This window comes from Bacillus altaicus (assembly GCF_042136375.2).
GTDB classification, from domain to species: Bacteria; Bacillota; Bacilli; order Bacillales; family Bacillaceae_G; genus Bacillus_A; species Bacillus_A cereus_U.
Genome location: NZ_CM143394.1, coordinates 2,431,909 through 2,450,793, shown reverse-complemented (window position 1 = coordinate 2,450,793; position 18,885 = coordinate 2,431,909). Strand labels below are relative to the sequence as shown.

Below are 18,885 nucleotides of genomic sequence, written 5' to 3'. Positions count from 1 at the left end.
AACGACGGTTTTATTTTTTCGCGCTTTTTTGTTCTTGTAGTTGTTTTTGTTTTTGTTTTTGTTTTTTCTTTTTCTTTTTCTTAGTGATTTATTACTTGGTAGGTGCTTATAAGGGGCTTTGAAGGGGCTTATATAGTGTTTTCATTCCTCTCTTATCCGATGCCTAATTACAAATGTCTCCAACAATCTTCATATATTGCAGACAACCATTATGATTCACCTGCTCATATTTACACGAAAATAAAAAGCACTTGTTGCCTTCGTAGACAATTCAGTGCTTAAAGTTAAAAGCTTATAAATAAAAGTGTCTATAATCGACATAGTTGATTGAAATACAATTCTGTTACATTTATTTTAGTAACGATAATATGATACATACCGAATTATCTACAACTGAACGTTCTGGGCGAGATTTCATTAACACCGTTAATCCAATTAATGAAGTGACTAGCGTTTGTGCCAATGCTTTAGCATTCACATCACTTTGCAGTTCTCCAGACTGAATTCCTTTAGTAATTAATTCTTGAAATATAACTGAAAGATACATTTGATGTTCTCTAGTCAGCACTTCAAATTTTTCATTATGAGGAGCAAGTTCCACCATTGTGTTAATACAAAAACAGCCTTTATTTGATTCTTTTTTATATTCCTCTTCCACCATATTTTCAAAAAATATACGAATGGCCTCTTTTACAGATTGTTCTTTTTGAAGTTTTGTTCGAATGCTAGCTGCATGTATATTCGTGTATCTCCGTAATGCAGCTTCAAATAGCCCTTCTTTATCACCAAATGCCGCATATAAACTTGGTCTTTGTATTTCCATTTTAGCAGTTAGATCACTTAATGAAGTAGCAGCGTATCCTTTCTCCCAAAAAAGTTGCATAGCAGCATCCAAAGCTTTTTCTTTATCAAATTCACGTAGTCGAGCCATTTAATCCCTCCTCTTTTTTCACCTGTTTTCTAAATTATAAATCACGTTTTTATGTACTAATCAGTATATTATATATCGTATTAAATTATAAATGATATGTCAAAAGAAACTGAATTTAATTTACAATTCACTTGACATAGTAACTTATCCCTGATTATATTTGACTTACGAAATAACATACCGTTCGGTACATTATTTTAAAAACAAAAGGAGATGATATTATGGATGCTAAAGAAAAAATGACAACTGCTCTTACACAGAATAATGATCAGTTCCAATCACCTATCAATACAATCATGCCCCGCTATATAACTCTATTATTTTCAATAGCTTGCGGGATGGCTGTGGCGAATATATACTTCGCCCATCCTCTACTTGATTCTTTATCAAATGCGTTTAAGATCAACCATTCAACTATTGGTGTCGTTATTACGATTACTCAAGTTTGTTATGCACTCGGATTACTTTTATTAGTTCCACTTGGTGATTTGTTAAACCAAAAAAGACTTATCATTGTTCAAATGCTTTTATCCGTTTTCGCTTTAATTGTGGTCGGAGTCGCTCCTTCCAGTACCGTACTTTTTATAGGTATGGCCTTAGTCGGAATTCTTGCGACTGTTACGCAGACACTCGTCGCATACGCATCCATTTTAGCTAACCCAAAAGACCGTGGGCGAATAGTAGGTTTCGTCACGAGTGGTGTCGTAATAGGAATTCTACTTGCACGTACATTTGCTGGAACATTAACAGATTTAGCGGGATGGCGTTCCGTTTATCTTACCTCCGCTGTACTTATGCTCTTCGTAATTGGTTTGTTATATCGTAATTTACCTAATCTTGAACATAAAAAAACAGCTATGACCTATCGTAAATTATTACGTTCTGTTCTCTTATTATTTGTAGAAGAAAGGATCTTACGTATTCGCGGAATATTAGCATTGCTTATTTTTACTTCCTTCAGTATTTTATGGACTTCATTAGTTTTACCTCTAAGTGTTGCACCATATAATCTATCACATACAGCTATCGGAGCATTTGGTCTTGCTGGAGTTGCTGGTGCATTAGCTGCCACTAAAGCCGGACAACTTGCTGATCGCGGATTCGGAGAGAGAACTACTGGCATAGCCTTATCCTTATTATTACTTTCATGGCTCCTAATTAAATTAATGAACCATTCTCTATTCCTACTAGTTATCGGTGTTATCCTTTTAGATTTAGCTGTGCAAGCTGTACATGTCACCAATCAAAGCATACTTTTCACAGTGCGTCCTGAAGCGAGAAGTCGGCTCACTGCTAGTTATATGATGTTCTATTCTATCGGCAGTGCAACAGGTGCAATTCTTTCAACCAACATTTATGCAAGCTACGGATGGAACGGAGTTTGTATATTAGGTGCATCCGTTAGTGCTTGTGCTCTTTTATTCTGGGCAATGACCTTACGACGATCATCATAAATAAAGGCTGTTTTCTCAAAGATTGTTACTGCTAAAACTAAAAGGCAGATTTAATCTACAAAACGTGTAGAATACTTTGCTATAATCAACCCAGGATATATAATTATGGTTAATCGAAAGGAGGGATAATAATGAAACAAGTGGCTCTCCATCAATTGCACAAAGAGCATAATAAACGAATAGCAGAATTTCATAAAAAACACGAAATTGAAATTCAACGTGGTGAAAATGGGAACGGTTTGTTAGCTAAATGGGAAAGATTTTTTTATAACAAGGTAATTTTCCCTCTAAAGAATGTGAAATAATACCTACCTATTAAATGAATTGTCATTCTTGTACAGTTCATTTTTGTATCGCATTTTAAGTCAAATACGCATTAATCTTTTTTCTTATTCAACTAAACTACTCCGTTAGTTAAATAACAATAAACCACTGAATCTATCTAAAAAGCATCTGATTAATGATGCTTTTTATCTTTTCTTAATGCTTCAACTGTGAAATTGTCAGATTTTTGACAAGCTGACATAAGCATTTGCCCTACCCGATTTTCAAATGCTAAGTTTGTATGTAACTCAAGCCAACGATACCAGTAGAGGTAACTATCCAAATAATACGTACAAACGCCTTGAAATCGTTCCATCCATCCTTTCAAGCGGCGATGGAAGTTATTAACGTGTTGTATGTGGAATATCCCTTTTTTTACTCGTTGATAGAGAAAGACTCGGTTTCAAACGTAAACATGTAAGATATTAAAACACAGCAAAAAAGGGTATCAATCTTTCTTGATTGATACCCTTTTTACTTTGGTTACTGAACTAGCTCCTTAGAAATCATTCATTTATCTCTGTACAACTTATATTTCTTCTTTCATTTTATATACCCTATCTCTTTTCTCATCACTTTTGATAAAAATAATCTGCCCTTCCGTAACAAAACCTTCTAATATTAAGCATACTTTTCCATATGCTTTAGGCTTATTCGTAGTGAATCTTTCATCTGGTATTTTACCAGCTCGTATTAATTGTTCGCACAGCTCCAGTGCACTTATTTCTTCAGAATTAAATAATCCCAATATATCTTGTTGCAATGGCGATAAAGGTACTGGTATCTCAGCTACCTCCACCTTTTCTTTTTCTTCTTCAAATAAATCTTCAAATGAAATTTGATTCATTACATCTTTTCCTTTCTGACAATGGATTTGTATAACATGAACTGAATCCTATATGTACTAGAACTTTTAAATTTAGTTATTGTCATGTAGTCCTTACCTTATTACATGAATTTCATACATTATGTACAGCGTTTCAAGTAGTATGTTTCGATTATACCAAATATACGTTCTGTTATCTATTGTAGAATTCGTTATAGCAGGACTGAAAGCAATAGTGAGCATCATCTGATTTGTTAGTTGCACAAAACATGTAACAAATCTATACTCATCTTTTAGTTTGTCAGCCACTTCTATAAAAGTAAGACTAGAGCCACCTAACCCATGTAAACAAAAGATAACCGGATTTTTCTTATTACCCCATTCTGTGATGTGTACTCCCTTATTTCAATTATTAAAAAAATGTAATATTCTACCAAATAAACAACACTACCAATCGCAGTGTTTGGGCTACCTCCACATGTCTATCAAGCTAAGAAAAGCGAACATCCAAAACAAAAAAGATGGCGAGGTTAATATTGTAGCATCTGGAAAGCTGGCAGTCTCTAAAGCCTAGTTAAGCAGATACAGTAAGCAAGTATTCTATGTTACGAATGAAAAAGAATCTGATATGAATATCAGATCCTTTTTCACTGCTTCTTTTATAAATTTAAGTTCTTGATACATACATCGCTTCACACGAGGTTGCTATTTACTAGTACACGATAACCGGTTCATACGTGCTTACATTATCATACACAGTTTTCGCAATACTAGGAGGAAGATTAACACATCCTCCAGATCCGCCTTTTCCCGTAGCAATGCATAATTTATTTCCTTTAAGGAAAGGAAATATGTCCACTGGCTTTTTAATAGAATCAAAGTGTATTTTTATTTGTCGGACTTAATCTTTTCGCAATACTCTTCTAAAGTTAACCCATTTTCTTTTAGATAAATAGCAACTTCTTTTCCTACATAACGATAATGCCATGGCTCATACTTAATACCAGTAATATTCTCTTTATCTTTTGGATAGCGGAGAATAAACCCATACTCTGCAGCATTCTTATCTAACCATTTGAATGCATCAGTCGTTTCAAATTTTGCATTTAAATCTTCTACCGTATTCTGCCATTCAACTGAAATAATGTCTAACGCTAATCCAGTATGGTGTTCACTTGCACCAGGATACTGAAGATATTCCAATGCCTTAGCACTAGCCTCTTTATCCGACAAACCTTGAGATTTATAGCTTTTAACTGAAGCATCATAATAAGTTTGTTGTAATTTTATAGCTCGATAACCTGATCTTAAATAAAGGTTGATTCCCTCTTTTTTTGCAGCTGTTACCATATCCTGATAGGAAGTTGCAATTCTGCTATCGATTTTCATATTTGGCTTAGCATTTTGAGTGATACTTGTTAATTCAATTCCTAGTTCCTTTGATAACATATGCTCTCTATTTACAAGGATAATTCTCCAATCATTAAGATCAGAGATAGGTAAAACATCTTTTTTATTCGCATTTATCTCATTTTTATTTTTATCGTTATTATTAGTAGTTTCCTGAGATGTTTGCTTTCCACTACAAGCAGCAAGGCTCCATCCCATTGCCAATACCAATGCTAAAATTATAAATTTTTTAATTGTATCTCATTCCCTTTTTTGTTTATTAGTCTTTATACCAATTTCCCAACACATCTCTAGGAATCTCCTTGAAATCCTTCAAAGAAACGGGGCCGACAAATTTTTTAATCCCATGATTTTTAGAATCTTCATCCGAATAATCTTTTAAAAATTGAATTTTAAATTGTTTCTTACCATCAGCATAGTCGGTTACTGTCGGTACGAGTGCCGCTTGTCGTATACCAAAAGTTTTATCTTCATACTTGACGAATTGTATATAAGATAGTCCTCCAACCAATGTTTCTAATTTTTCTTGAGCAGAAATAAGATTTCCAAGAGAATAATAGATTAGCGTTTCATGTCCATCTTTATTTTGTTTCCACTCAATTGGTTGAATTACATGTGGATGATTTCCAATTACTACATCTACACCTAAATCTGTTAAATATTGAGCAACTTCTTTTTGTTGCTTTGAAGGTGTAGTGGTATATTCTACTCCCCAATGCACCATAACAATCACCATATCAGAGCTATTCTTTGCCTTTTCCACATCATTTTGGATCGCCTTTTTATCAATTAAATTTAATGCCCAAGACTTATCAGCTGCAACTTTAATTCCATTCGTACCGTATGTATAATTAAGTAGCGCAAAACGAATACCATTTTTTGTAATCGTTTTTATTTCATTGCGTTCATTTTGACTCTCATTAATGCCTAACGGGATAACATCCGGATATTTCTTCCAGTATTCTCTTGTATTCATAACACCGTTAATACCCATATCCATAGCATGATTTGTCGCTTGAGTCACTATATTGAATCCAGTGTCCACTAAAGATTGACCTACTTCTTCAGGTGTATTGAAAGTAGGATATCCCTGTACTTTTAGATTATTTCCTGCAATTGGAGTCTCCTGATTCACTATAGCAAGATCACTTGATTGAACAGCTTTTTTTATATTTTCATAAATATAGTGATAATCATATGAACCGTCTTTTTGTTTGCCATCTTTAATTACTGCATCATGATATAAATTATCACCCGTTGCTATTAAATTCACAGCCGATTTCACTTTTTTATCTTCAATAAAATTAGGAGATTGTTGAATAGGACTTTTATCTACCCAATTTGGTGCTTTTAATGATTTATCTATATTTGATTGAGCCGGTGGTAATGAAGCTTTAGATGTCTTAACATCCGTATTACCACAAGCGGTTAAAAGCACTAAAAAAATAAGACATAATAAAAAAATTCTTTTACTTCTCTGTAAATTATGTAACATGTGATCCTCTTTTCTGTTTTATTACTTATAACCAGTTCTAACAAATAACTTTTTAAAACAGCGTATTTTGGTTTTACACTTAATTATGGAAGGGTTACATCTGCTTCGGAATATGCGGATAATCATTTTCCACTTTCTAACAATCTATCGATTCCATCAGAATTGATAGATTGCTAGAAAAACATTATCCACCAGGGTGTCGACCAGATTCTAATCAGCATCCTCCAGATATTGAATTTGATATACTTGTTCCAATTGTAGTAGCTGGTTAATCTAAATAAGAAAGGAGAATAGTTCATATAGCCTCCTCTCTTGCTTTACGTTTGTGAGTGGCTCCAAAAAGAGGGAATCATTGCCGGACCCCCTTTAGATATTGCGAAATCTTTGTAACTAATTTCTTTAAGTTGAGCGACAATCATTCTACTGATAACAACAAGTAAGACCCAAGAACTTATTTTACCAATATACGAAAAAAGTATCAATATTTTCTGCGATCCGTATAAAGAAGCCAATTAGGAGAAATGAAAAAGGAAGTGGCATTTTATATGTGTTGTTTCGCACTGTGAATTGTACATAAGTTTTAGCAAAAATAATAAATAAAGGCTCTATTGCAAAGTTTTCTACATGAAGCTACACTTTAGAAAACAGGATCTAGGAGAATTGGGCATGTCTTTTCGTTCTTCCCAGAAAATATATTTTCCTTCACTGATCAATTGTAAAAAAACAAGCCATCCAATTCATAGAGGATGAATTGGATGGCTTGTTCTGTATCAAAAAGAAAATCTGTTATTTGATTACTTCAATTTCCCCTCAAAAACAATTTTTCTACCACACGGTTCAACTTCTGTTTTCCCGTCTTTCTTCACTTCATGAAAGATTGGCTCTTCCATGCGACGAGACGGTGCATATCCTTCTTGTTCCATACGTGCTAAACAGTCTGTAATTGTTTCGTTTTCTAGTACTTCAAATTTCTTTTTATTAGGTTGTTTTGTCATGCCCTAACCTACTTTCTATTTTTCTTGATGCGAATTGATTCTTCATGTAAATAATATATAACATTGCGAGAATACCCATTATAATCATAACCGCAATAAAAAAGCTTGTATACTGTATTTTTTCTATAAATACGCCTCCTAATACAGGGCCCATAATACTTCCTATACTAAAGGCGATTCCGGATAATATATTACCTGCTGGTAGTAAGTGCCTCGGTAATAAATCTGTCATAAATCCAAGACCTAATGAGAAGCACGAGCCAATGACCATACCAGCTAAAAGCATACAGGCAAAGACGATCCAGTAATATTGATCAAATACTGCTGCAAGCAAGAAAATGCCAGTACTTACACTGAACGTCCACGTTAAAATACGATCTCTTCCGTATTTATCACTTAATATACCGAGCGGGATTTGTGTAATAATGCCTCCAACTGCGAATGCTGGTAATAAGAAGGAAACTTCCGATACAGACCATCCTTTGCGAAGTGCGTATACTGGTAAGTTACTATTTAACATCGCTTCTAGTACGCCGTATGCGAGCGGACCAATAAGTGCAATCCAAGCTAATCCAACGACTTGTTTATAACGAGAAAAGGATGATTCACTTTCAGTTTTCGCCTCATCTTGTGCTGGAAATGCATTTTTCGTTGGTAGTAGCAAAAGCCATCCTATTAAGCAAAGTATAGTAGATACGATAAATGGTGTTGCAAGACCGTACTGAACAGTGCTTGCTAAATACGGACCAACTGCGAAACCAATTCCGAAGAATACACCGTATATCGATACTTGTCTACCTATTTTACTAGGATCTGACGTTGTCGTAATCCACGTTTGCGTTCCAACATGGAGCATATGATCTCCAACACCAACTAGGAATCTAAGAATAAACCATACCCAGAATGAAAATGTTTGTGTAAAAAAGAATAATGAAATAATAACGAGAAACCCACCAATTACGATAATTGGTTTCATTCCAAACTTTTGCATCGGTTTTTCAAGAAACGGTGAAATAAATAATATCCCGATGTATAATGCCGTCGCATGAATACCGTTAATACTTGAACTAACCCCTTCTTGTTCAAAAATCATTGCAATGGTCGGTAAGAGCATACCTTGTGATAAACCTGAGATTGCCACAATCCCAACCATAATCCAAAAAGTAAAACGCATCGACATCCTATTCCCTCTCTTTCTCACGCTTTCCAACTTTCATTATAAACTGTTTCTTTACATGCGTGTACGAATATTGGCCATAAAAAAAGAAGCTAAAAGAATGAACCTTTTAGCTTCTTATCCTTCCCAAACTTGTGCTTTCACATGGTAATGAAAATGTTTAAAATATGGATTTTCATAAAATGAAGGCCCATATAAGTATTGATGTGCATGAGCTATTGGTGGCTGCACTTGCAAAGGAACTACAGCTGGTGAAACTTGCATATACATCGGATCAATAATATTTTTTACATATTGGTGATCATTATATGGAGAATGATATATTAAAAATGGATTATGCATTGCCTCTCTCCCCTTATACATACAAATGCTATAGTATATGCAAGTTTTATATTTTGGGAATTATTTATTGTCTAACCAATCCTCTACATGCTGTATAAACACATCTAAACAATCAATAAACGGTGAATGCCCGCAATCTTCTAACACCTTCAACTCCGCATTTGGCAAATGTTTCGCTAATTCCTCGCCAACTACTTGTGGTACGACATAATCGCGGTCACCTTGTATGACAAGTGTTGGGGCTTGAATACGGTGAATATGTCCATTCCCTCGTACAACACCATTATGTTCATCTGAAATGTTAAATGTAACTAATGAATAGTTCACATCAACGAAATTGCGCTGCGTTAACATATCATCTAAATACTTTTCATAACGATCCGGCTCAGGTTGATTATGTGTATATATTAATAGATTCCATACTGTACGGTAATATACTTTATTCATATTTTTTATTGCATCTAGTACGGGGGCAATTTGCACTGGGTCTAGCGCAATTTCTTCTTTCGTTTTTAATAAACTCGATACGATTGGTTGCCCGTTACTATCTTTTTTAAATATCGGGTACCCTTTCATCCCTACCGATTCTACTAATATTAGTTTTTCTACAAAAGTTGGGTGGCTCGCTGTAAACTCCATCGCAACACCGCCGCCCATTGACCATCCCATTAATGAAAATTTCTTTACATTTAATTTATCTATAAAAAGTTTCACATCTTCTGCAAAGTCTTGCAAAGAATCTATCGGCTTATTATACGTTGATTGGCCAAATCCTCTTAAATCAATTGCGTAAATATGATATTGATTTTGTAGTTTCTCAATAACTAAATCAAAGTGTTGTGACGACGTCATATTCCCATGAATGAGTACGAGCATTTCTTCATTTTGCCTTCCGACTTCTTGATATGCAATCGTTTCTCCGTTCGATAATGAAACAAACTCCATTGTTGCAGGCTTAATCATCACAAGTTCCCCCATTCTTTTAATAGAAAGAAAATTCTTTACTTAATTAAAGAATACCATGTAGAATGTACGTTCTCAATACAAAATCTATACGAAATTTCCACATAAAACAACATGTCTATTACTAGACAATTAAAATAAAAAGGTATATAGTTAGCTAGGTAACTAATTTGAAAGGATCAAAATATATGGACGAAAAACAACATTTTTTCCACCTTGTCAGTCAAACTTCTCGTAAGTTTACAAAGAAATTTAATGAACGTGTATCTCCAACAGGATTATTTAGTGCGCAATGGGCTGTTATTTTCCGCATTAATCAAACTGGATCTTGTACCCAAACAGAATTATGTCAGTATTTAAATGTTGAATCACCAACGATGACTCGTACGTTAACACGTATGGAAACGATGGGCTGGATTATTCGTACTGAAGGAAAAGATCGCCGTGAAAAGTTGATTTCATTATCTGATACTGCACTAAAAATGATTCCAGTATGGCAAGAAGAAGTTGATTCCTTTGAAGAAAAGACGCTAGAAGGTATTAAAGAAGAAGACTTACATGAAGCTTTTCAATTGTTACAACAAATTATCAAAAATTTAGATCATTAATATGGAGGGATGACGATGCAAAGTGAAAAACTTTGGACGAAGGATTTCCTCGGAACTTGTTTTAGTAGTCTGTTTCTCTTTTTAACGTTTTACATGCTTATGACTACTCTGCCTGTCTATGTTATAGACAGCCTAAAAGGAAAACCTGAGGAAATTGGTTTAGTTGCAACTGTTTTTCTTATTTCATCTGTTTTATGTAGACCATTCACAGGAAAATGGCTCGATGATTTAGGGAGAAAGAAAATATTATTTATTTCACTTTCACTATTTTTAGCCGCTACTGTTATGTATTTCGGTACGCAAAGTTTATTTTTATTACTTGCCCTTCGCTTCTTACATGGTATTGGATTCGGAATGGCAACAACAGCAACTGGAACAATTGTAACTGATGTAGCACCAGCTCATAGACGCGGTGAAGCACTTGCTTATTACGGCGTATTTATGAGTCTACCGATGGTAATTGGTCCTTTTTTAGGTTTAACAATTATTTCTCATTTTTCATTTACTGTACTATTTATCGTTTGTTCAGTATTTTCATTACTCGCATTTTTATTAGGATTACTAGTCAATATTCCGCATGAAGCACCAGTAAACAAACAAAAACGAGAAAAAATGAAATGGAAAGACTTAATCGAACCATCTTCTATTCCGATCGCTCTGACAGGATTTGTTTTAGCCTTTTCTTACAGTGGCATTTTATCCTTTATTCCTATTTATGCGAAAGAGCTCGGTTTAAGCGAAATTGCAAGTTACTTCTTTATTTTATACGCACTTGTTGTGGTCATTTCTCGTCCATTTACAGGAAAAATATTTGATCGTTTCGGTGAAAATGTACTTATTTATCCAGCTATCATTATTTTCACAATTGGGATGTTCATTTTAAGCCAAGCACAAACTTCATTTTGGTTCCTTGGCTCAGGTATGTTAATCGGTTTAGGATACGGAACATTAATTCCAAGTTTCCAAACGATTGCAATTTCTGCCGCTCCAAACCATCGACGTGGTTCTGCGACAGCTACTTACTTCTCGTTCTTTGATAGCGGCATTGGCTTTGGTTCTTTCATTTTAGGTATAGTCGCTGCCAAATCAAGTTATCATAATATGTATTTTATCGCAGCTATTATCGTTGCGTTCACCTTACTTCTTTATTATGGATTACACGGACGAAAACAAAAATTCAAGAAACAAAGTACAGACGGACAAATATCTGCTTAACGTTCATAAGGAAAGTAAACTTACCCGTTTACTTTCCTTATTTTGTATTTATTTTAAGACGAGCGTATACTTATAGTAGAAATTAAAGGAGTGACCTATATGAAATTAAAAAAATCCCCCCTACTCTTACTTATGCTAACAGTGCTATTTGTAATTACAGGGCTTGGTTTTACATACTTCAAACATAATAAAACGACCCCATCGAAAAATAACGTGACGAAGGAAAACTGGTTAGACGATCCTTACTTACGCTGGTCGTATACACATATGAAAGAATTTACTTTAATTAATGAAGTAAAAAACAATCCTGACCAAGTTGCTCCCTTCCCTACCGCGTTACAAAACTTAGACGATTTTGCTGTGGAGCGTAGATTTGGAAATACAACTCCTCTAAAAAAACTTTTAGACGAAAACAAAACAGACGCTTTTGTCATTGTACATAATGGTCAACTTGTTTATGAACGATATTTCAATGGATATAACGAGAGTAATCCTCATGGAATGGCATCATTAGCAAAGGTGTTTACTGGTGCAATCATACAATCTCTCGCTGAAGAAAATCTTATTGATGTAGAAAAAACAGCTGACACTTACATAAAAGAATTAAAAAATACACCGTTCGGAAAAGCAACACTTCAGCAATTACTGGACATGCAAGTTTCCGCTGAATACCCGACTCACGGATATATGCAGCTAGGGCTAGAAAATCAAGATGCACAACTATATTTAGCTAGTAATATTTTGCCCCGAGGTAAAAATTACGAGGGGCCTATGAAAATTTATGATATGTTACTAGAGGCCGAAGAAACTGCACCGCCTGGTTCTGCTTTTTCTTACAATAACGGCTCAAGTGAAACACTCGCTTGGATTATCCGAACAATCACAGGAAAATCATTAGCTGAAAATGTAAGCGAGCGAATTTGGTCTCAAATTGGTATGGAAGAAGACGCTTATTACGTTACAGATGAAACAAAAGTAGAACAAGCAAGCGCCGGTTTAAATGCAACTGCTAGAGATATGGCGAGATTCGGGCAATTACTTTTAAATAATGGTCAATATAACGGAAAACAAATCGTCCCTTCCTCTATTACAGAGAATGTAAAAAATGTAGAAGAAGGTGAACTCGCAATTGGCAACGGCGCTTCAATTTCTTATCATAATCAATGGTGGATTCCGCATAATGAACAAGGCGCTTTCGAAGTGTTAGGTAGTTACGGACAAACACTTTACATCGATCCGAAAGCAAACATGGTAATCGTCCACTTCTCTTCTAACGCAGCACCTAGTAATGAAATACATTCGACGTACTCAAATATGTATGTTGATATTGCACATCATTTGGAGAAGCTTCCACGGTAGTGGAGGCTTTTTTTATTTATCCCGCATTAACGGGCAGTAAAACTCCCACCTCAAAATTCAGGTGGAGCAAAGAAGTTAGGTGGGAGATCAACTGCCCGTAAACGCCCGATTGGTGAAGGCTAATAATCAGTGGGGGATGCCCCCCCACTGATTAAAGTTTCACTTTACACAAATCCTATTCCAGTTATCACTTGGTTAGTAGGAGTTTCCGAAAGAATTACTATTTGAACCACGCCTAAACCCCATTTATATTGATAATATTTTAGTAATTTGAAAACACTAGTGCTTAGGAAAGGAGGGATTGCGAATGTCTGTGAAAAAACAATTAACTGGATTAATCATTTCACTTGCGATGATTTTAGTTATGACTACTTTAGGATCACTCCGCGTATTGGCCGAATCCGACGTTGTGAGACAGCCTATTGAGGTTGAATTGAATGATGATTACTTTAATCCGAATGTCATCACTGTTCCGGTCGGGAAAACGACAACGTTGCTATTGAAAAACAAAGGAAATAGAGATCACACCTTTACGGTGAAAAAGCTCGGAATTGACGCCGAAGTCCCGTCAGGAAAAGAAAAAACAATTACCGTAAAACCTGAAACTCCTGGTACATATGAACTAATATGTCGGTTCCACTACCTGAAAGGCATGGATGGAAAAGTAATCGTCAAATAACGAGCGGTACCGACCGATATTTGCTTTTTTATAAAGTGAAACTTAAATTCGCGGGGGTGTCCCTCCCCCACGGATTATGAGCTCTCACTAATCAATTTTTTAAGTGTAGCATAAAATCGTTACATTTTCATAGCGTATGAAATTTGTATTTTGTTGGTACTACCCCATGGCTATCAAGCTAAGCTTATGCAAAGTCAATTTTAAGCGAGATTGTTTCTTTTTTCTAAAGGGCAAGTGTAGATGATTGAAAGATTTGCATACGAAATAAACCCTAATGGGTTTCACTTTTTTGAATTAAGCGGCTTGATTATCAGACATGGTACAATTGTAAACGACACCTAATATATCAAAGACCGTTTTTTTCTCATATCGATGAGATTTCCGCCCGTTTTGCTGTAGGAGATTGAACAGGCGAAGTAACACCTTTGATAGCTCCTGGGTGTTTTTTTGTATAGTTTGGAATAAAAGAAGAAAATAGTCTTTAATCATATATATGGCTTTATACTCACTAAGCTCTCGTTTTTTCTTCATGAGGAGCAATTGGCGCATTTGAAACATGATAGAGGAACAGAGTAGAATGGCAATCAACTGACCATATAAATGGCACTCCAATCGTTCTGGTTTTATCTTTTTACAATGATGAATTTGAAAGAATGACTTCCACGTTTTAAATAAAATTTCGATTTACCAACGCAAAGAATACCAGTCATGTACCTGTCCCATCGGGACAATATCTGTAGGGGTGTTTGTCATATATACATTGATACCACTGAGTCTTTTACTACGAGAAGAATACTTCATTCCTTTCTTTTTTTCTCTTACAGCTTGATCTTGTAATCGTTTTTGTTGCTGTTGTTTTGTTAATCGATGAACAATTACACGAGCTGGCACTTTATCAATCATTCCTACATAAGCATCAGCTATTTCACATGTTTGTTCTGGTTGAAGGGAGTTCATTAACGTCTCCATATCTATCTGGATATACTCTGTACCTTTCTTGATTCTGCCATCTTGAAAATAATCAGGGTTAGGATTTTTTTGATAAATACGTGTATTCGATTTGATACGTGAGATATAATAAGCCTTTTTATCTTGTATATGTTGAAGATCTTTCAAATGAAAATAACCTAAATCTCGGATACATAAATCATTCGCTGTTACAGTTGGGACACACAGGGAACCGTAGGTTAGATCATGTTGTTTACCTGGACCTGTATGAATATGAAGGAACTGTCCACTTAATAAATCATACTCAAGCTGAATCTTTACTCCCGCTGTATGGCTGCATCCTCCTGCACCTGGATAAACCGATGAAAATACATCCGGGAGTTGAAATGCAGTTGAATCTAAAATACGAATACGCTTGAAAACAGAAGTATATGGAGAAGAAATCGGCATAGATGAGATCAGTTTTTGGTTTAGTAGTTCAGCTAGTATGTGTTGTAAAAGTTGGACGGCCGCCTTATTAAATCGTTGATTCAGTCCTTCAGGACTGATAAGTACTGCTGTTGATGCTTCTAAACAGCTAGATAACTGAGTTAAAGAAGTCATAGCTACATTTTGGCTCACCCATACACATAAAGCGACTAAATCTTTTGCTTGGTACTTACTGGTTCGTTGTACAAAACCAACATCTCTAGCAAGATCCCGTAAGGTATTTGGAGATAAAAAACTTTGAATCTCTTGAGCAAATAGTTGTAATTCGTCAGACACAGAAACAGACATGAAAAACGCCATCCTTTCCTATGATTCTACAGAAAGAATAGCGCATTTTTTCATTTTAGGGGCATTTCTTTTTATTAACTCGATAGCGATGTGGCGCTTTGTGACGCTGACAAATAAAAAAAGACCGGATCGCGAAACCCCCGGACTAATTCAGTATCAAACCACGATCTTAATCTTCGGTCTAACGTTGATTGCAATCAATCTTTGCGCTATCGTGTCCCGTTAGAGCAATACCTTTGTAATATGTTCCACCACGTTGTTTGTAACTAAGTTAACGCCTCTCATTCGAACGATTCAGCGATTTCATGCACGTTACCAAACGGATCAACGAAAGCAGCATATCGCTCTTGAGTAGGTTTATCATGCAAAAATTGAATACCCTTTTCCTTCATTTCCTTATAAGTTTGCTCAACAGATACGACCTCAAACACCAAAACTGTTCTAGCCTCGTTTGAATAATCTCCAATTTCTTTGGTCTTTTCACACTTAAAAGCTATAAGCTGACAGCCGTCAATGGCAAATACAAGCTTATTTTCTTGCTCTAACAATGTTTGCAAACCCAGTAATTCAGAATAAAACCATCTCGCCTTTGTCATGTCATTGACGAAAATCATTATATGTCCTAGTTTCATAAGGCTATGCTGCCCCTTCACTTTTTTAAGGATACCATTTTTTATGGTTCATGCAGAATCTTTGCTAATGATTATTTGAAGTATTCGCGAATTGATTAGCATATCCTGCCCCTTAATTTAATAAATGGCGAAAAGGGAACGATTTTATCATAACGGGGTACAGCCCATCACCATCAAGCTAAGAAATGCAAATACCTCAAAACGAAAAAATGAGCATTTTGTTACAAGTTAGTACAAAATTTCGTTCTGGGGGTACTATAAAATTTTAGCTTGATGGGCATGTGGTACTACCCCTTACAAGACGGAATTATCAATCACTGAGTATTAATATTCTATAATTGAGTAACAGCTCCAAAACTGATTTTCAATAGAAAAAAAGGGTTACAAATTCAATTGTAGCCCTTTTTCCAAGTGTTTTTGTTTTATGCGATTCCTATAATGATTATAAGAGTGAAGTATGGTTCGAAATAGCGCTGATTATATGAACCCAATCGTCGCAATGAATCTCGTGCCCCGATCCTTCTAGGGTTAGTAATATAGCATGGGGAATTTCATTAACAAGAGCAAGACCATGCTCGTATGGAAGCACTGTATCTTCTGTACCGTGGATAACCAAAGTAGGTATATTAATTTCTTTTAACTTCCCCTCATAAGAATCATCGCCTTTAAGAAGTGAGTGATTAAACATACTGAGTAGGTTATTTGCTCGTTTTATTTCTTTTTCTACCTGCTTATAAGCCCTCTTCTCATCGAACTTATGCTTTGAACCACAGAATAACACTGATCCTGTAACCAAGTAATTTGCAACAGATTCTTCATCCGACCAATTTAGTTTGGCCCCATTAGCATGGTAAGTGAGTATCTTCTCATCGATCGGAGGCAAATTCCGTTTGTTGTCTTCAGAGCCAAAAATACTTGATGCAATCAAAGTTATACTTAGAACTCTCTGAGGGTTCCTCAAGGCTACAATTTGAGCAATCATTCCACCCATTAGAAAAAGCAGGAAAATAATATTAAATTGGCTTCCATTCGCAGGAGTTTAGGCCTTGCATTTATGACTATTTGGTTGAGCAATCGATATGTTGTGCTGAAACGTCAATATATTTAAAAAAGGATCTCTCTTGATAAAGAGAGATCCTTTTCTTATTTCTTCTTCTTTTCTGTCGGTTGGCTTTGTTTAGCGAAATTAGATGAATCATCGAAATTCGGTTGCTTTTTACCAGCATTATTACTTCTACCTTTTCCCATATGTAATGCACCTCCCCTCACCCTTACTATTCCCAAATAAAAAATCCTCTTACATCCAAGAGGATTTTTTATTTGGCTCTTATTAATAATGCCAAACTGTTCTCGTAGTACTTCCAACACTTCCCGTCCTGCCATACCTTTTAACCATGGTGTTGATGGTGGCCATCATGCGTATAATTGTCTTGGAGTTTTCCTTTAAACAATACCTAAGTTCGGTTTCAGTCTTCGATTGCTTGGTAGACCGTGGTCCAGAAGTCTTGGATAAGATGCGATGGGGCCGGAGTGGACATCCCAACCTGGGTGAACAGAATTCCAATAAACTGTTTGTCTGGATCAGCGTAAGCTGTAGTGCCAGTTCCGCCATCCCAAAGCCCCAGCCACCTTGTATCCCTTGTCCAAACGACAAATGGACGTTGTTTTTGGCCAAATCGTCTCGGTATACTTGTTGTTCAGGAGTAAGACGGTTGGTGGTCATCAGCTGGACTGCGGGCCTAGACAGAATCCGTTTGGTTCCGTGCATCCCTTTGTTCAACAACATCTGCAAATACGCGTGATAATCGTCGATGGTTGCGAGCAGCCCACCACCGCCTGCTTGAAATGCTGGAGGTTTGCTGTAACGTCCGCCTGCACCCTCATCCCAAACGATGAACTCACCTGTCTGCGGATTGGGGTTGAAGGCAGGTGGAAGCCGGTCAATCTTGAGCTCAGGCACGTAGAAACCAGTGTCCTTCATTCCCAGTGGATCGAATATGCGTTCGCGCAGGAACGACTCGAATGTCTGACCCGTGACCCTGGCAACAAGAATGCCGAGCACTTCAATACTGATATGATACTGCCACCGCTCTCCGGGCTGGTAGCTTAGCGGAAGTGCACCTAGGCGACACATAAACTCATCTGGATCGGGCATATCCTGCCCTGGCGTGTCGAATATCCCACTCTCGAAGAACGCGTTCATGATCGGAGAACCCATCAACGTGAGATCCACTCCGAGCCCGAATGTGGAGGTCAACAGGTCTCGTACAGTGATAGGACGCCGTGCTGGGACGGTCTCTTCCAGTGGACCATCGGGCTGTTTCAACACCTGCCGGTCAGCGAGTTCAGGCAGCCATTTGTCTACTGGGTCGTCTAAATGCAGTTTGCACTCGTCGAGCAGAACCATTACTGGTGAAACTGCGATCGGCTTGCTAGTGGACGCCAATCGAAAGATCGTGTCCCGACGCATTGGTGCGCCACCATCATGCCTCATTGTTCCAAGCGCTTCGACGTGCGTCTCGCCGTTTCGACTGACTAAGGCGACGAGCCCAGGAATCTTTCCAGAATCGACATGCTGCGCCAGTACATTGCGCATTTTGCGCAATCCTGTTTCAGAAAAGCCTTTATTGTTTTGTCCCATTTTGTTCTCCTTTAGTTTAGATTGAGATTTCTAATACATATTGACAATCAATTATTAGTTCTTCAAATAGAAAAATTACCCTTTTTAATAATTTCGACAAAATGTATTT

At 36.4% G+C, this 18,885-nt stretch carries 15 protein-coding genes and 7 pseudogenes; 6 read left to right on the top strand and 16 right to left on the bottom strand.

Translation table 11 applies throughout. From position 1 onward, the window contains the following. Window positions 1–349: 349 nt before the first annotated feature. Window positions 350–931: a TetR/AcrR family transcriptional regulator gene (locus ACE38F_RS12800; RefSeq protein ID WP_375370412.1), complete on the bottom strand. Its 582-nt coding sequence runs from the start codon at window positions 929–931 to the stop codon at window positions 350–352. Between the two features lie 221 nt (window positions 932–1,152). On the opposite strand from ACE38F_RS12800, the gene ACE38F_RS12795 reads away from it, so the two are divergent. Next, window positions 1,153–2,385: an MFS transporter gene (locus ACE38F_RS12795; RefSeq protein ID WP_375370413.1), complete on the top strand. Its 1,233-nt coding sequence runs from the start codon at window positions 1,153–1,155 to the stop codon at window positions 2,383–2,385. Between the two features lie 131 nt (window positions 2,386–2,516). Beyond that, window positions 2,517–2,690 carry a hypothetical protein gene (locus ACE38F_RS12790; RefSeq protein WP_002013769.1) on the top strand — a complete coding sequence of 58 codons (174 nt, stop codon included), beginning with the start codon at window positions 2,517–2,519 and terminating at the stop codon, window positions 2,688–2,690. 152 nt (window positions 2,691–2,842) lie between these two features. Here the strand turns inward: ACE38F_RS12790 and ACE38F_RS12785 are convergent. The 11 genes and pseudogenes from ACE38F_RS12785 to phaZ all read right to left on the bottom strand — a co-directional run. Beyond that, window positions 2,843–3,082, bottom strand: a pseudogene (locus ACE38F_RS12785) (IS1595 family transposase); the annotation flags it as partial. Between the two features lie 156 nt (window positions 3,083–3,238). Then, window positions 3,239–3,556, bottom strand: coding sequence for a DUF3895 domain-containing protein (locus tag ACE38F_RS12780; RefSeq protein WP_375370414.1), 318 nt, complete (start codon window positions 3,554–3,556; stop codon window positions 3,239–3,241). A 249-nt stretch (window positions 3,557–3,805) separates the two neighbouring features. Next, window positions 3,806–3,925: pseudogene (locus ACE38F_RS12775) on the bottom strand (alpha/beta fold hydrolase); the annotation flags it as partial. A gap of 322 nt (window positions 3,926–4,247) precedes the next feature. Continuing rightward, window positions 4,248–4,340: pseudogene (locus ACE38F_RS12770) on the bottom strand (L,D-transpeptidase); the annotation flags it as partial. A gap of 83 nt (window positions 4,341–4,423) precedes the next feature. Further along, the gene (locus tag ACE38F_RS12765; protein WP_321145680.1) at window positions 4,424–5,155 is read right to left on the bottom strand and encodes a M15 family metallopeptidase; all 732 of its coding nucleotides are present in this window, start codon (window positions 5,153–5,155) and stop codon (window positions 4,424–4,426) included. A gap of 49 nt (window positions 5,156–5,204) precedes the next feature. Next, window positions 5,205–6,440, bottom strand: a complete 1,236-nt coding sequence (locus tag ACE38F_RS12760; RefSeq protein WP_016100474.1) for a CapA family protein — start codon at window positions 6,438–6,440, stop codon at window positions 5,205–5,207. 317 nt (window positions 6,441–6,757) lie between these two features. Continuing rightward, window positions 6,758–7,040, bottom strand: a pseudogene (locus ACE38F_RS12755) (DUF817 family protein); the annotation flags it as partial. A 194-nt stretch (window positions 7,041–7,234) separates the two neighbouring features. Further along, window positions 7,235–7,435 carry an NETI motif-containing protein gene (locus ACE38F_RS12750; protein ID WP_000166302.1) on the bottom strand — a complete coding sequence of 67 codons (201 nt, stop codon included), beginning with the start codon at window positions 7,433–7,435 and terminating at the stop codon, window positions 7,235–7,237. Next, window positions 7,419–8,615 (bottom strand): MFS transporter, encoded by a 1,197-nt coding sequence (locus tag ACE38F_RS12745; RefSeq protein WP_375370415.1) that lies wholly within the window; start codon window positions 8,613–8,615, stop codon window positions 7,419–7,421. Before ACE38F_RS12745 ends, ACE38F_RS12750 begins: the two co-directional genes overlap by 17 nt. Before the next feature lie 114 nt (window positions 8,616–8,729). Then, complete coding sequence (locus ACE38F_RS12740; RefSeq protein WP_375370416.1) at window positions 8,730–8,954, bottom strand: hypothetical protein; 225 nt, start codon at window positions 8,952–8,954, stop codon at window positions 8,730–8,732. A gap of 60 nt (window positions 8,955–9,014) precedes the next feature. Beyond that, on the bottom strand, window positions 9,015–9,917 hold the full coding sequence (phaZ, locus tag ACE38F_RS12735) for an intracellular short-chain-length polyhydroxyalkanoate depolymerase (protein WP_375370417.1): 903 nt from the start codon (window positions 9,915–9,917) through the stop codon (window positions 9,015–9,017). Between the two features lie 188 nt (window positions 9,918–10,105). Between phaZ and ACE38F_RS12730 the strand changes: the two genes are divergently transcribed. From ACE38F_RS12730 to ACE38F_RS12715, 4 genes are all read left to right on the top strand, one after another. After that, a complete protein-coding gene (locus tag ACE38F_RS12730; RefSeq protein ID WP_341306302.1) occupies window positions 10,106–10,525 on the top strand; it encodes a MarR family winged helix-turn-helix transcriptional regulator in 420 nt (139 codons plus the stop codon). 15 nt (window positions 10,526–10,540) lie between these two features. Then, the gene (locus ACE38F_RS12725; RefSeq protein ID WP_341306301.1) at window positions 10,541–11,740 is read left to right on the top strand and encodes an MFS transporter; all 1,200 of its coding nucleotides are present in this window, start codon (window positions 10,541–10,543) and stop codon (window positions 11,738–11,740) included. A 99-nt stretch (window positions 11,741–11,839) separates the two neighbouring features. Next, window positions 11,840–13,099, top strand: coding sequence for a serine hydrolase domain-containing protein (locus ACE38F_RS12720; protein ID WP_375370418.1), 1,260 nt, complete (start codon window positions 11,840–11,842; stop codon window positions 13,097–13,099). Window positions 13,100–13,406: 307 nt separating this feature from the next. Further along, a complete protein-coding gene (locus tag ACE38F_RS12715) occupies window positions 13,407–13,778 on the top strand; it encodes a cupredoxin domain-containing protein (protein ID WP_215553606.1) in 372 nt (123 codons plus the stop codon). Between the two features lie 294 nt (window positions 13,779–14,072). On the opposite strand, the pseudogene ACE38F_RS12710 reads toward ACE38F_RS12715, so the two are convergent. The 4 genes and pseudogenes from ACE38F_RS12710 to ACE38F_RS12695 form a co-directional block, all read right to left on the bottom strand. Continuing rightward, window positions 14,073–15,503 (bottom strand): annotated as a pseudogene (locus ACE38F_RS12710) (IS4 family transposase). A 281-nt stretch (window positions 15,504–15,784) separates the two neighbouring features. After that, on the bottom strand, window positions 15,785–16,135 hold the full coding sequence (locus ACE38F_RS12705) for a VOC family protein (protein ID WP_060750842.1): 351 nt from the start codon (window positions 16,133–16,135) through the stop codon (window positions 15,785–15,787). Between the two features lie 442 nt (window positions 16,136–16,577). Continuing rightward, a pseudogene (locus tag ACE38F_RS12700) lies at window positions 16,578–17,126 on the bottom strand (alpha/beta fold hydrolase); the annotation flags it as partial. A gap of 475 nt (window positions 17,127–17,601) precedes the next feature. Next, a pseudogene (locus ACE38F_RS12695) lies at window positions 17,602–18,776 on the bottom strand (serine hydrolase domain-containing protein). Window positions 18,777–18,885: the final 109 nt, after the last annotated feature.